Origin of the sequence: Synechococcus sp. 8F6 (assembly GCF_002252665.1) — a bacterium.
GTDB lineage: Bacteria > Cyanobacteriota > Cyanobacteriia > PCC-6307 > Cyanobiaceae > Cyanobium_A.
Genome location: NZ_NQKZ01000015.1, coordinates 1 through 12,065 on the forward strand (window position 1 = coordinate 1; position 12,065 = coordinate 12,065).

Here is a 12,065-nt window from a genome sequence, read left to right on the forward strand (position 1 = left end):
GCCGGCCGTGGAGGTAGGTGGCATCGAGGAAGACGTAGGCGTAGCCGCTCTCCTGCAGGGGCCGGTTCAAGAAGGCATGCACCTGGATGTCGATGTCTGTCAGATGTCAATCAGGTTGAAAGGTGGCGTCAATCTGGTTGACCGGTTGACGCGGTTCTTTCAATGCCTCCTGATGGGTGAGAACCCTGTTGGGATCGTGATCGTGACCAGGGCTGTCGCGACGCGTCAATCAAGTTGTGGTTCCGGCGTCAATCTCAAGGCCGGTGGTCCAGTTTTCGTGTCGCCGCCTTGGTTTTGGTGAGTTGGGGTGGTGGTGTCGTTGATCGTGACGGCCATGGCGCCCGCGTCAATTACGTAGGCGGTTCGCTCTGATCGCTGGAAACCCTTGCGGCAGCTACTTTCGGCTGAGCCCAGCAGCAGCTCGTCCAAGCCAGTGCTCTTGCAGGGGCATCCGTTGCAGGGTGCTTTTTTGGTTTGGCCCCAATTCTGGGAGAGGAGATCGCCAAACGATCAGAGCTGTTGATGTGAATCCAGCATTGATCTTTGCACTGTGATACCCAACCTGGGCCCTGATTCGTAAATGCAGCGAGATCCCAGACCTCCCCCCAGCCATCTCCACAGACGTTCCCCCCGCAACGACAGCGTTGACGGGCTTGATTCGTCCAAATCAGCTGCCTCCCAGAGGATCCCATCAATGATGAGTGCTCCTGATCACCATGATTGAGGTTGCTTTTCATGCAGCAAAACGCCTCCAAATAGGCGCCACAGTGATTAAGGTTTCGCGACTCACAGCGGATATCCACCCGATGCCTGCGCCACAGAAGCTCCGCCGCGGAGACTGCGACGCGATCAGCCGGCACTTGCGTGCCATCGGTCGGGTGCCCCTGCTCACGCCTGAGGAGGAAATCAGCCTGGGGCGGGCCGTGCAAAACGGCCAAAAACTGCTGGAGACAGCGGAAGAAATGAAGCTGCGCTGCGGCGGCCAGGAGCCCTGCCTGCAGGCCTGGGCCCTGGAGCTGGGCCTGACACCCCGTCAATTGCAGCGCCAACTGCGGCAGGCGGAGCGCGCCCGCGAGCGGATGGTGACCGCCAACTTGCGGCTGGTGGTGAGCATGGCGCGGCGCTACAGCCGTGGGCGCCTGGAACTCGACGACCTAATCCAGTAGGGGACCCTCGGCCTGATCCGCGCTGTCCAGCGCTACGACCCAAGCCGGGGCTATCGGTTTTCCACCTATGCCACCTGGTGGGTTCGCGAAGGCCTGGGCCGGGCCCTGCAGCAGCAGGGCCGCAGCATCCGACTGCCGGCCCACATGCAAGACCGCCTGCAGCGTCTGCGGCGCTGTCAGCAGGAACTGCGCCAGATGCTCGGCCGCGAAGCCAGCCTCGAGGAGCTGGCGGACGCCACCGAACTCAAACCGCTGGACATCCGGGAAGCACTGTTCCGCGCTCAGGAACCGCTCAGCCTCGACAGCGGCCACGGTTCGGAAGAGAAGCTGCGCCTGCTCGACACGCTGCGCTGCCAGGCCCAGCTGCCCCAGGACATGCTCACGGCCCATCTGTTGCAGAGCGACCTGGGGGCACTGCTCGAGGAGCTGCCTGCCCATGAAGTCGAGTTGCTGCGGTTGCGCTACGGCATCGACCAACCCGCACCCCTCAACCTCAGCGCCATCGCCCGGCAGATGGGCATCAGCCGCGACCAGGCCCGGGGGGTTGAACGCCGCGCCCACGCAGCGATCCGGCGCCTGTCGCAACGGGTGATCGACTATCTGGAAGCCTGATGCCCATGCGCCGTCCGCAATCTCTCCGCAGCCCGCATGAGCTGAACTACGGCCCAATGCCATGTGAATGGGACCAAGAGCGGTGCATGCTGAGCGGCGGCCGGCATGGCTGACACCGCGAGCTGACACCATGAGCTGGCACCCCCACCTCTGGCACCCCACCACCCAGGTGGCCACGAGCCCCGAGCCGCTGCAGGTGCGCTCCGCCCGCGGCAGTGAGCTGGTGCTCGCCGATGGTCGCCGCCTGATCGATGCGATCAGCAGCTGGTGGGTGACCCTCCATGGCCACGCCGAGCCCGCCATTGCGGCGGCGATTGCCCGCCAGGCCCAGCAGCTGGAGCAGGTGATCTTCGCCAACTTCAGCCACGCCCCCGCCGAACAGCTGGCCACCCGGATCAGCGCCCTGACGGGCCTCGAGCGGCTGTTCTTCTCCGACAACGGCTCCACCGCCGTGGAAGTGGCGCTCAAGATCGCCTGGCAGTGGTGGCGCAACCAGGGCAGTGGCGACGCGGCGGGACTGCGCCGGCAGGTGATTGCCTTCGAGGGGGCGTACCACGGCGACACCTTCGGCGCGATGGCGCTGGGGGAGCGCTCGCTGTTTACCGACCCCTATGAGCCCCTGTTGTTTGCCGTGGCCCGTGTGGCCTGGCCCCACAGCCACTGGGGCGACGACGCGGTGGAGCAACGGGAACACCACGCCCTGCGCCAGCTCGAGCGGGCCCTGGAGACGCCCACCGCCGCCGTGATCCTCGAACCCCTGATCCAGGGGGCCAGCGGCATGCGGGTGGTGCGGCCGGCCTTCCTGCGGGCCGTGGCCGAGCGGGTGAAAGCCGCCGGCGCCCTGCTGATCGCCGATGAGGTATTCACGGGCTTCAGTCGCACGGGCGACCTGTTCGCCTGCCGCCGGGCCGGCATTCAACCCGACCTGATGGCCCTCTCCAAAGGCCTCACCGGAGGCTTCCTGCCGATGGGGGTGACGATGGCCAGCGAGCGGCTCTACCAGGGCTTCATCAGCGAGCGGCCCGAAGCCACCTTCTTCCACGGCCACAGCTTCACCGCCAACCCCCTGGGCTGTGCCGCGGCGCTGGCCAGCTTGGATCTGCTCCAGGCCCACCCCGAGCGCTTCCAGCAGTTCGAGCTGCGCCACACGCCCCTGCTCGAGGAGCTGGCCCAGCACCCCTTGGTGCGGCGGCCGCGCTGCGTCGGCACCATGGCGGCCTTTGATGTGGAAGCTGGCGAGGCCAGCTACCTCAATCCCGTGGGCAAACAGATCCAGCGCCACTGCCTAGAACAGGGCGTGTACCTGCGCCCGCTGGGCAACGTGGTGTATCTGCTGCCGCCCCTGGGGATCAGCACCCCCCAGCTTGAGCAGTGCTACGGCGCTCTGCGTTCAGCCGTCGACGCCCTGGCTTAACCCGGCAGGATCACGCGATCGATCACGTGCACCACGCCGTTGTCGCAGGCGATGTCGGCCGTCACCACGGTGGCGTTTTTCACCTCGAAGGGATCGGCGCGGCGGATCGGGATCGGGGCGCCTTCCAGGCTCGGCAACTCCGGCTGCGCCACCAGGGCCTCCCGGGTGTGGGCACCAGCGATCACGTGATACTTCAGGATCCGCGCCAGCTGAGGTGGGTTGTCCACCAGGGTCTGCACCGTGCCGGGGGGCAGGGCATAGACGCCGTTGCGCACCAGCAGCTGGGGCAGGTGCAGCACCAGCCCCATCAGCACGGTGGTGGGCAGCACCATCAGCCACAGCACCTCTGCCGAGCGGTGGGTGAAGGGGGTGGGACGCCCGCCCCAGATCTGGCCGAACACACGGATCAAGCCAGCGCTGATCAGGGCATTGCTGAGCAACACCACCCCACCCAGCAGCCAGGGGTGGCCGCTGCTGGCCGTGAGGGCCAGCAACTCCCGCAGGGCCGCGAAGCCGGCGAAGGGGGGCAGGCCCATGAGACCGGCGGCACCGGCCAGGAAGGCCAGGCCCATCAGCGGCCGCCGGCTCCAGAGCCCCCCAGTTGGGTGAGGTCCTGGGTGACGTTGCTGATCACGATCGTGCCGATCGCCATCAACAGCAAGGCCATCGGCAGCGGATACACCAGCAGCAGATGGTCGGCCACGGCGCTGCCGCCCAGACCGACCGCCACAAACAGCAGCCCCAGCCAACTGCTCACCAGGAAACTCAGCGCCCGCTTGACATCGATCTGGGCCAAGGCAATCAGCGAGGCCACCACGGCGGTGGAGCCCCCCACCACCACCAGCACGCTCTGCACGAAGGGGCTGAGCTCCAGCAGCGGCTCTAGGCGCAACAGAACCCAGGCGCCACCCACCACCACCACCGCATTGCGCAGGATCGTGGAGGGCAGCGGACTCTCCATCGCCTCGTCGAGCCAGAGGTGCAGGGGGATCTGGGCGCACTTCCCCATCGGACCAGCGATCAGGGCCAGCAAGATCAGCTGAAATCCCGCTGGAAGGCTCTGGCCGTTATTGCTGAGGTCGGCAGCCCAGGCCTGAAGGCCATGAAAATTCCAGGTGCCGGCAACCGGCAGCAGGGCAATCACTCCGGCCAACAGGATCAGGTCGCCAAGGCGTTTGGTGAGAAAGGCGTCGCGAGCCCCCTTCACCACCAGGGGCTGGTTGTACCAGGTGCCCACGATCAGGTAGGTGCCGAGGGTGAGCAGCTCCAGGATCACGTAGCTGAAGAACACCGAATCGGTGAGCACCAGGGCGCACAGACCCGCCTCGAAGAAGCTGAGCGAGCCGAAAAACCGCGGCCAGCCCCAGTCCATCTCCAGGTAGCCGATCGCATAGATCTGCACCAGCAGGTGCAGGCCCGTGATCACCGCCATCGCCACCAGGGCGGGCTCGGTCACCAGTCCGTCAAAGCCGACCCGCAAGCCGGCGGTGTCGAGCCAGGTCCAGTTGAAACTGATCGGCCGATGCAGAGCCTCAGCGCCGGCGCGGGCATTGGTGTGCAGGGCTGATAGGGCGCAGACGCTATGGGCGAAGGCCACAGCCACCATCGCCAGATTGAGGTAGCCGCAGGGGCGGGGGCCCGTGCGGGAGATCACGCCTGGCGACCACGCCAGGGAGGCCAGAGCTGCGACCAGGGGGTACAGGGGCACAAGCCAGGCCGTCTGAAGCAGAAAGACGGTCACAATGTCAACCAAGCAGTGGAAATCACAACACTTGAGGCATTCAGACGGGCCCGAATCGGCCAGAGGTCAGCAACTTTAAGAAGCATTCAATGCCGTTGGGCGGGGAAAACAAAGGAATGCCCGATTCGCCTCAACAGCAACCCTGATCACTCCGAGGCACACCGCCCTGCTGCCGGCCTGGCCATGATCAGCCCAGTCGTCTCGCCGTGATGGCCTGCACCAAGTGCGGCTGCCGCCTGGGCCGTGGCCGGGGTGGCGCTGGCGCTGTCGCTCCTCTCCGACAGCCTGATGCAAGGCGACATCCCCTTGGGCGAACCGAGCCGCCTAGACCGATCGAACGAGGCCCCAGCTCCGAGCGAAGCCAAAGGTTCCAACTAACCCGCAGCGCAGGCGATCGTCAGCACAGGGCTCAACCAGCCCGACGGCGCGCCAGAACGACCTTCACCAGCAGCGCCACCACGCCCGCCCCCAAGGCAATCCAGGCCAGCAGCTGAATCATCTGGGACCAGGGAGCCAACCATCCCTCCACCTGCGCATAGCCCTTGCCCATCGCCTGGCCCGCCAGGGTGAGTAGCAGGGTCCAGATCAGGCTGCCAGCGGTCGTCCAGGCCAGAAAAGCGGGTTGAGGCATCGTCTCGATGCCCGCCGGCACCGACACCAGGGTGCGCAGGCCAGGAATCAGCCGCCCCCAGAACACCACGGCCGCCCCATGCCGCTTGAACCAGCGGCGACTGCGGGCCAGATCGCCGACCTGGATGCCCAGCCACTTGCCCCGTCGCTCCAGCCACTGGCCGATTCGCTCCTCGCTGATCAACCGGCCGATGCCATACCAAAACCAGGCCCCCAGCACGGTGCCCACCAGCCCGGCCAACACGGTGGGGAGCAACTCCAAACGCCCCTGGTAGACCAGATACCCCCCATAGGGCATCACCACCTCCGAGGGGATGGGTGGGATGAGGTTTTCCAGCAACATCACCAGGGCGATGGCGCCATAGCCCAGCAGCGGGTTGGCCTCCACCGCCGAGCCGATCAGGTTGGACAAACCGTCGACTGAGGGCAGCGTCAAGGGAAAACCCTGGTGTCCGGGGTGATTAGGGTAGACATCGCTTTGGCATCGCCCCAGGCTCCGATGCGGCGATCTGCCCCAAGCCCTGCCACTGCCCCCAACCTGACCGCCGCCACCCCCTGGAACGCGGTCAAAACGTGGCGGCAGCAACTCACCGTGCCGCAGTTCACGGTGGTGACCGGTGCCCTGGTGATCGCCTTCGGCACCGTGATCCTGGCCAGCCCGCTCTGCTCCACCGACGCGGTGGGCCTGTGGGAGGCACTGTTCACCGTGACCTCAGCGATCACGGTGACGGGGCTGTCGATCATCGACATCAGCCGCGACCTCACCGCCTTTGGCCAGGTGGCCCTGGCGGGCCTGATCATCACGGGCGGCCTGGGCCTGATGGCGATCACCACTTTCCTGCAGGGTTTCGTGCAGGGCCACTCGGGCCTGCGCCACCGGCTCGACAGGGGCCGGGCCCTCGACGACTTCGGCGTGGGCGGCATCGGCCCCACCTTCAACAGCATCCTGATGACGGGCTTCTGCGTGATGGGCCTGGGCACCGTGGTGCTCTACGTCTTCGGTTTCACCGACATCAACAATCCGCTCGAGCGCCTCTGGGCTGCGCTGTTTCACTGCATCAGCGCCTACAACAACGCCGGCTTCGGCCTCTGGAGCGACAACCTGGTGCACTACCGAGACAACCCCGTGGTGAATGGGGTCATCGCCACCATGGTCGTGGTGGGCGGCATCGGCTGGCGGGTGATCAACGACCTATGGAGCAACCGGGCCCGACTGCAACGGATGCGCCGGCTCAGCCTGCACACCCGTCTTGTGCTGCGCAGCACGGTGCTGCTGATCGGCTTTGGCGCCCTAGGCCTGCTGTTCACCGAGCACTTCGCCGCCGGCGGCGTGATGGAAAATCTCCACTGGTGGCAGCGGATCCAGGTGACGCTGTTCCAATCGATCACCGCCCGCACGGCAGGCTTCAACACCGTGCCCCTGTCGATCCAGACCTTCTCCGACGCCGGCTTGCTGCTGTTGATCGTGCTGATGTTCATCGGCGCCAGCCCCGGCGGCACCGGCGGCGGCATCAAAACCACCACCTTCGCCACCCTGATGGGAGCCACCCGCTCCACCCTCCAGGGCCGGGAAGAAGTGGTGATCCACCGGCGCCAGATCCCCGACACCGTGGTGCTGCGCGCCGTGGGTGTAACCCTGGCGTCGGCGATCTTCGTGATCCTGATGGCCCTGCTGCTGGGGCTCGGGCCAACCACCACTGGAGAGCCGACCAGCATCAGCTTCAACTTCCTGGAAAAGCTGTTCACCTGCGTGTCGGCCTTCGGCACCGTGGGTTTTGACCTGGGCGTGACCGCCCAGCTCAACCGCTGGGGCCAGCTGGTGCTGATGGTGGGCATGTTCGTGGGCAGACTGGGCATCCTGCTACTGCTCTCAGCGATCTATGGCAGCCGGCCCCAACCGCGCGTGGGCTATCCCCGCGAAGAGCTCTACATCTGAACTCCCAAACCCATGACGAACTGGTGGCACTGGAACCCTTCGGAAGGCGCCATCAAGGGAGGGTTTGCGGTGATCGGCGTGGGACGCTTCGGCTCCGCCGTGTGCAGCGAACTGAGCAAGGCCGGGGCCGAGGTGCTGGCGATCGATGCCAGCCAGCGGGCCATCGATGAGCTGCGCCAGATGGACCCCGCCATCGAAGCGCGGGTGGTGGATTGCACCGACGAAGAGGCCCTAAGGGCCGCCGGCGTGCTCGACATGACCACGGTGGTGGTGGCCATGAGTGATCCGATCGAAGCCAGCGTGACCGCCACCTTGATCGTCAAGGACGGTGCCGGCAGCCGGGTGAAACAGGTGATCGCCAGGGCCACCAGCGATCTGCACATGAAGATGCTGCAGCGGGTGGGGGCCGATCGGGTGGTGTTCCCCTCGAAGATGCAGGGGCACCGGCTCGGCATGGAGCTGGTGCGGCCCAACCTTCTGGAGCGCCTGCGCCTCGACGACCGCAACAGCATCGAGGAGATTCGCGTGCCCCAGGCCTTCATCGGCCAGTCGCTGCGCGACATCAATCTGCGCAAGAACTTCAACGTCAGCGTGCTGGCCGCCGGACCCGACAACCAGCTCACCGTCAATCCACCCGCCTCCCACGTGCTCCAGGCCGGCGAGCTGCTGGTGGTGATGGGCGCCAGCGACGCCCTGGCGGAGCTGCCCGGGGCGTAGACATCGAGGCGTTGCACATTCTCGATCGACTTACCGGGTTATTGTCAACAGTCCGCGCGATCGGCCATGTCTGAGCTCTCCGTCGCCCTGCTTCAGCCCGGGGCGCTCACCACCCTGCTGGTGCTGGCTGGATCGGTGGTGCTGTTCATCAGCGGCTGGCTGGCACCGGAGGTCACAGGCCTGCTCGCTGCCGCGCTCCTGATCGTCACGGGAGTGCTCAACCCCACAGAGGCGCTGGAGGGCTTCGGCAGCCCCGCCCTGATCACCCTGATGGGCCTATTTGCCCTCTCGGCCGGGCTGTTCCGCAGCGGCGGCCTCGATCGGCTGCGGGCCCTGATCGGCTCCGACGCCGTGCGCAGCCCCAAGCGGATGATCACCCTGATGGTGGCAGCCGTGGGGCCGGTGTCGGCCTTTGTGCCCAACACTCCAATCGTGGCCAGTCTGCTGCCGGTGATCGAGGGCTGGTGCCAGCGCCGCCGCATCTCCCCCTCCAAGGTGCTGCTACCGCTGTCCTTTGCCACGGTGCTCGGCGGCACACTGTCCCTACTGGGCAGTTCGGTCAACCTGCTGGCCAGCGAGGTGAGCAGCAAACTGGGCTACGGCGCCTTCGGCCTGTTCAGCCTCACACCGATCGGGCTGGGTGTGTGGCTGGTGGGCGGTTTGGTGATGGTGCTGCTGGCCGATCGCTTTCTGCCCGACCGCGGCAGCAACGACGACGATCTGGTCGCCAGTCTTGCCAGCAGCGGCTACCTCACGGAGGTGAAGATCCCCGCCGACTCCGAGCTGATCGGCGAGTCGCTGCACGGCAGCCGCTTGCAACGCCGCTTCGACGTGGACGTGCTCGAGTTGCACCGCGCCAACGAGCGCTTCCTGCCCCCCCTGGCGGACCGCACCCTGATGCTGGGTGATCGCCTGCTGCTGCGCTGCAGCCGCGAAGACTTGCTGCGGCTGCAGCAGGACCACACGGTGGTGTTAGCCCCGACCCCCGAAGAAGCAATCCGCCCAGACCAGCAGAACAACCAGCGAATGGTGGAGGTGCTGCTGCCCTCCGGCTCCTCCCTGGCCGGCGACTGCCTGCGGGATCTGCGCTTCCGCCAGCGCTACAACGTGACCGTGCTCGCCCTGCGGCGCGGCAACGCCGTGCTGCGCGAACGCCTGGGCCGGGCCCAGCTGCGCGAAGGGGATGTGCTGCTGCTGCAAGGGCCGAAGGATGCGATTCGCGGCCTTCAGGCCAACAACGATCTGGTGGTACTCGAGCAACTGGAAAAAGACTTGCCGACCGTGAGTCGCAAGCGGGTGGCCCTGGTGATCGCCGCTCTGGTGATCCTGCTGACAGCCCTGAATGTCATTCCCCTGGTGGCAGCGGTGCTGTTGGGCACGGTGGCGATGGTGGCCACGGGCTGCCTGCGGGCGGGGGAATTGCAGCGGGCGATCCGCCTCGATGTGATCCTGCTGCTCGGATCGCTGGCCAGTTTCAGCGTGGCGCTGGAAAAAACCGGTCTGGCTGCGGCCCTGGCTCAAGCCTTGCTGAACGGCCTGCAGAGCTGGCCGGTGTACGCCGCGCTGGTGGTGGTGTTTCTGTTCACCACGTTGCTCACCGAGGTGATGAGCAATGCCGCCACCGTGGCCATGTTGATTCCGATTGCCGGTCAACTCGCCCAAGGCCTAAACCAGCCGCCGATGGCCTTCATCTACGCCGTGCTGTTCGGGGCCAGCCAGAGCTTTCTCAGCCCGGTGGGGTATCAGACCAACCTGATGGTGTTCGGCCCCGGTCGCTACCGCTTCCTGGATGTGGCCCGCTACGGGTTTCCCCTAACCGTGGTGATGACCCTGCTGGTGCCCCTGCTGCTGTGCCTTCACTTCGGGCTCAGCTGATCTGGCTGAGGAACTGACGGCTTCGCTCGTGCTGGGGGTTGCTGAAGAACTGCTCCGGCGGCGCAACTTCCACCACCACCCCGGCATCCATCAACACCACCCGGTGGGCCACTTTGCGCGCGAAGCGCACCTCGTGGCTCACCACCACCATGGTCATGCCGTCCTGGGCCAGCCCCTGCATCACCTCGAGCACCTCCTGCACCATCTCGGGATCGAGGGCGCTGGTGGGCTCATCGAAGAGCATGATGCGCGGCTCCATGCAGAGCGAGCGGGCGATCGCCACCCGCTGCTGCTGGCCGCCGGAGAGCTGGCCGGGATATTTGTGGGCCTGCTCGGCGATGCCCACCCGATCGAGCAGCTCGAGGGCGCGGCGCTGCACCGCCTGTTTGGAGAGCTTGCGCACCAGCACCGGCGCCAGGGTGAGGTTCTCCAGCACGCTCAGGTGCGGGAACAGGTTGAACTGCTGGAACACCATCCCCACCTCGCGGCGCACGGCGTCGATCTGACGCAGGTCGTCGTTGAGGGCAATGCCATCCACCACGATCGAGCCCTGCTGAAAATCCTCCAGGGCGTTGAAGGTGCGCAGAAAGGTGCTCTTGCCCGAGCCCGAGGGCCCCATGATCACCACCACCTCGCCCTGGTGCACGCTCAGGTCTACCCCCCGCAGGGCGTGAAAGCCGTTGGGGTACCACTTCTCGACCCCACGGGCCTCAATCATCACGGCGTTGGAGCTGGTCATGCCTGGGATGGGGAGAGATTGGCTGAGGAGCGGGAATGGGGGTTGAGGCGCTCCTCTAGGGCACGGCTGCCAAGCCCCAGGGCAGCGCAGCAGCACCAGAAGAGCACAGCTAGCACCAGATACACCTCGGCGCTCTGGCCCAGAAAAGCTGGATTGGCCATCACCGTGCGAGCGGTGCCGAGCAGATCGAGCAGGCCGATCAAGGAAAGCAAGGTGGTGTCCTGCAGCAGGGAGATGAACTGGCCCACCGTGGCCGGCAGGGCCACCCGCAGGGCCTGGGGCAGCACCACATGGATCAGTGCCTGGGGCATCGGCAGGCCCAGGGAGCGGGCCGCCTCCAGCTGGCCAGCCGGCAGGGCCGCCAAACCTGAGCGCACCGCTTCGGCTACGTAGGCCGCGGCAAAGAAGGTGAGCACCCAGGCCGCCCGCCAGACCCGATCGGGGGCCATGCCGCCGGGCAGCAGGAAGCCCAGGATGTTCTGGCCGAGGAACAACAGGGTGATCAGCGGTGCGCCGCGGATGAATTCGATGTAGAGCACCGAACCCCAACGCAGCAGCGGCAGCGCACTGCGGCGCCCCAGGGCCAGCAGGATCCCCAGCGGGAAACAAAGCAGGATCGCGAAGCTCGACATCAGCAAGGTGAGCAGCAGCCCTCCCCATTCCGACGGGGCGACCTGCACCAGACCCAATCCGCCACTGATCAGCACCATGCCCAGCAGATAGAGCAGGGGCCAGATCAGGGGGATCAGCCGGCGGGCCGTGGCGGGAATAGCGGAGCCCCAGCGCCCCAGCGCCCAGCGAACCACCAGCAACAGCAGGGTGATTCCCCACCAGCGCATCTGGATGGCCAGGCTGAGCCTCAGAGCCATCGGCAGCCAGAGGCTCAGCAGCACGAGCACCGCCAGGGCCCAGCGATCGTTGCGGGGCCAGAGGGTCACCGGAGGACCAGAACGGAGAATGGCCCGCAATAGCCCCCAGCTCAGTCCCGTGGCCAGGGCAAGAAGGGCGGTGAGCAGCCAGAGGCGCCACTGCTGCTCAAGCGGGTAGCGCCCCAGAGCAAACAGGGTGCTGTTGGCGCGGATCACCGCCCACTGGGCCTGGAACAGGGCCCACTTGGCCAGGCCGAGGGCGGCGGTCACCAGGAAGGCGATCAGGGCGATCGAGATCAGGCCATTGAGGCGACTTGAGAACAGTTCCTGCCGCAGCTGCTCGAGGCGGCTGGGGCGAACAATCAT

General features: G+C 66.3%; 10 protein-coding genes and 2 pseudogenes. 6 read left to right on the forward strand and 6 right to left on the reverse strand.

Annotated features, from left to right (window positions below; all coding sequences use genetic code 11):
- Positions 1–82 (reverse strand): transposase (locus CJZ78_RS13800; RefSeq protein ID WP_233128700.1); only part of this gene is annotated, 82 nt, incomplete at its 3' end.
- Between the two features lie 724 nt (positions 83–806).
- On the opposite strand from CJZ78_RS13800, the gene CJZ78_RS10520 reads away from it, so the two are divergent.
- From CJZ78_RS10520 to bioA, 3 genes are all read left to right on the forward strand, one after another.
- Positions 807–1,166, forward strand: a complete 360-nt coding sequence (locus CJZ78_RS10520; protein ID WP_158217070.1) for a sigma-70 factor domain-containing protein — start codon at positions 807–809, stop codon at positions 1,164–1,166.
- Between the two features lie 12 nt (positions 1,167–1,178).
- Positions 1,179–1,778 (forward strand): sigma-70 family RNA polymerase sigma factor, encoded by a 600-nt coding sequence (locus tag CJZ78_RS10525; RefSeq protein ID WP_094561282.1) that lies wholly within the window; start codon positions 1,179–1,181, stop codon positions 1,776–1,778.
- 130 nt (positions 1,779–1,908) lie between these two features.
- On the forward strand, positions 1,909–3,192 hold the full coding sequence (gene bioA, locus CJZ78_RS10530; protein WP_094561283.1) for an adenosylmethionine--8-amino-7-oxononanoate transaminase: 1,284 nt from the start codon (positions 1,909–1,911) through the stop codon (positions 3,190–3,192).
- Here the strand turns inward: bioA and CJZ78_RS10535 are convergent.
- The 3 genes and pseudogenes from CJZ78_RS10535 to CJZ78_RS10545 form a co-directional block, all read right to left on the reverse strand.
- Positions 3,189–3,449 (reverse strand): annotated as a pseudogene (locus CJZ78_RS10535) (fasciclin domain-containing protein); the annotation flags it as partial. The gene bioA and the pseudogene CJZ78_RS10535 sit on opposite strands and share 4 nt — an antisense overlap.
- Positions 3,450–3,698: 249 nt before the next feature.
- A pseudogene (locus tag CJZ78_RS10540) lies at positions 3,699–4,798 on the reverse strand (proton-conducting transporter membrane subunit); the annotation flags it as partial.
- Positions 4,799–5,342: 544 nt separating this feature from the next.
- Positions 5,343–5,999: a DedA family protein gene (locus CJZ78_RS10545; protein WP_233128690.1), complete on the reverse strand. Its 657-nt coding sequence runs from the start codon at positions 5,997–5,999 to the stop codon at positions 5,343–5,345.
- Between the two features lie 63 nt (positions 6,000–6,062).
- Here CJZ78_RS10545 and CJZ78_RS10550 point away from each other — a divergent pair, with 63 nt between their 5' ends.
- From CJZ78_RS10550 to CJZ78_RS10560, 3 genes are all read left to right on the forward strand, one after another.
- On the forward strand, positions 6,063–7,499 hold the full coding sequence (locus CJZ78_RS10550; RefSeq protein ID WP_094561285.1) for a TrkH family potassium uptake protein: 1,437 nt from the start codon (positions 6,063–6,065) through the stop codon (positions 7,497–7,499).
- Positions 7,500–7,511: 12 nt separating this feature from the next.
- Positions 7,512–8,216, forward strand: coding sequence for a TrkA family potassium uptake protein (locus tag CJZ78_RS10555; RefSeq protein ID WP_094561286.1), 705 nt, complete (start codon positions 7,512–7,514; stop codon positions 8,214–8,216).
- A 66-nt stretch (positions 8,217–8,282) separates the two neighbouring features.
- The gene (locus tag CJZ78_RS10560) at positions 8,283–10,091 is read left to right on the forward strand and encodes an SLC13 family permease (RefSeq protein WP_094561287.1); all 1,809 of its coding nucleotides are present in this window, start codon (positions 8,283–8,285) and stop codon (positions 10,089–10,091) included.
- Here the strand turns inward: CJZ78_RS10560 and CJZ78_RS10565 are convergent.
- Positions 10,084–10,830, reverse strand: a complete 747-nt coding sequence (locus CJZ78_RS10565; RefSeq protein WP_094561288.1) for an amino acid ABC transporter ATP-binding protein — start codon at positions 10,828–10,830, stop codon at positions 10,084–10,086. The two genes, CJZ78_RS10560 and CJZ78_RS10565, sit on opposite strands and share 8 nt — an antisense overlap.
- Positions 10,827–12,065, reverse strand: a complete 1,239-nt coding sequence (locus CJZ78_RS10570) for an amino acid ABC transporter permease (protein WP_094561327.1) — start codon at positions 12,063–12,065, stop codon at positions 10,827–10,829. The genes CJZ78_RS10565 and CJZ78_RS10570 overlap by 4 nt, the downstream gene beginning before the upstream one ends.